This is a genomic window from Streptomyces regalis, assembly GCF_001509475.1.
GTDB classification, from domain to species: Bacteria; Actinomycetota; Actinomycetes; order Streptomycetales; family Streptomycetaceae; genus Streptomyces; species Streptomyces regalis.
Genome location: NZ_LLZG01000117.1, coordinates 1 through 746, shown reverse-complemented (window position 1 = coordinate 746; position 746 = coordinate 1). Strand labels below are relative to the sequence as shown.

The following is a 746-nucleotide window of genomic DNA, read 5'->3' as shown; positions in this document are numbered from 1 at the left end:
CGAGGAGCAGGCCGCGCAGGGTCTCGATGGCGGGTGTGAAGGGCTGGTACTCGGCGATCGGCTGGAACCAGCCCGGCATCGCGTCGACCGGCACGAAGGTGCTGGAGATGAGCGGCAGGAAGATCAGGGGCATGGCGTTGTTGCTCGCGGCCTCGGCGTTGGGGCTGACCAGGCCCATGCCGACCGCGATCCAGGTGAGCGCCATGGCGAAGAGCGCGAGCAGTCCGAATGCCGCGAACCACTCCAGGACGGTGGCATCGGTGGAGCGGAAGCCGATGGCCACGCCGACGGCGCCGACGAGGACCACGCTGACGATCGACTGCAGCACGCTGCCGACGACGTGCCCGACGAGCACCGAACCGCGGTGGATCGCCATCGTCCGGAAGCGGGCGATGATGCCTTCGCTCATGTCGGTGGAGACGGAGACCGCCGTCCCGATCGTGGTGCTGCCGATGGTCATCAGCAACAGACCCGGGACGAGATAGGCGATGTAGTCGGAGCGGTCGCCGCCGCCGATGCCCGCGCTCATGGTGTCGCCGAAGATGTAGACGAAGAGCAGCAACAGCATGATCGGCGTGAGCAGCAGGTTCAGGGTGAGGGACGGGTAGCGCCGGGCGTGCAGGAGGTTGCGGCGCAGCATGGTGGTCGAGTCGCGGACGGCGAGGGAGAGGGAACTCATCGGGCGGTCTCCTTGGGCTGGTGGGGGATGTCGGTGGCGCCGGTCAGGGCGAAGAAGACGTCGTCGA

General features: G+C 67.8%; 1 protein-coding gene. It reads right to left on the bottom strand.

What is annotated here, in order from left to right; translation table 11 throughout:
- A partial coding sequence (locus ADL12_RS17560) for an ABC transporter permease (RefSeq protein WP_062703515.1) occupies positions 1-679 on the bottom strand: 679 nt, incomplete at its 3' end.
- Positions 680-746: the final 67 nt, after the last annotated feature.